Source organism: Desulfonatronum sp. SC1 (assembly GCF_003046795.1).
Lineage (GTDB): Bacteria > Desulfobacterota > Desulfovibrionia > Desulfovibrionales > Desulfonatronaceae > Desulfonatronum.
The window spans coordinates 1-442 of record NZ_PZKN01000158.1 but is presented as its reverse complement, the minus strand read 5'-3'; the positions used below and the strand labels follow the sequence as shown (position 1 = coordinate 442).

The following is a 442-nucleotide window of genomic DNA, read 5'->3' as shown; positions in this document are numbered from 1 at the left end:
GCATGCAGCTTTGGGGCTTGAAGTGTTTCATAACTTTACCCTTCTACACGACGACATAATGGATGGTTCGCAAATGCGCCGTAACCACCAGACGGTTCATGAAAAGTGGAATGTGAATACCGCCATCTTATCCGGCGATGCCATGCTGATTCAAGCATACCAGCATATTGCCAGCATATCAAAATCAGTTTTGCCGGATGTGTTGACAGTGTTCAGCCGCACAGCCATGGAGGTGTGTGAGGGTCAGCAATACGATATGGAGTTTGAAACACGAAATAGTGTTGTTGAGGATGAGTATATTAACATGATACGTTTGAAAACTGCCGTACTAATTGGTGGCAGTCTCGAGATTGGAGCTATTATTGGCGGTGCATCAAGCGATGAGCGCAGTAATCTTTACCGTTTTGGATCCAACATCGGAATATCATTCCAGCTTCAGGAC

1 protein-coding gene is annotated in these 442 nt (G+C 45.5%); it reads left to right on the top strand.

Going from position 1 to position 442, the window contains the following annotated elements:
* The coding region (locus C6366_RS21110; protein WP_146164949.1) for a polyprenyl synthetase family protein at window positions 1-442 on the top strand (442 nt) is incomplete at both ends.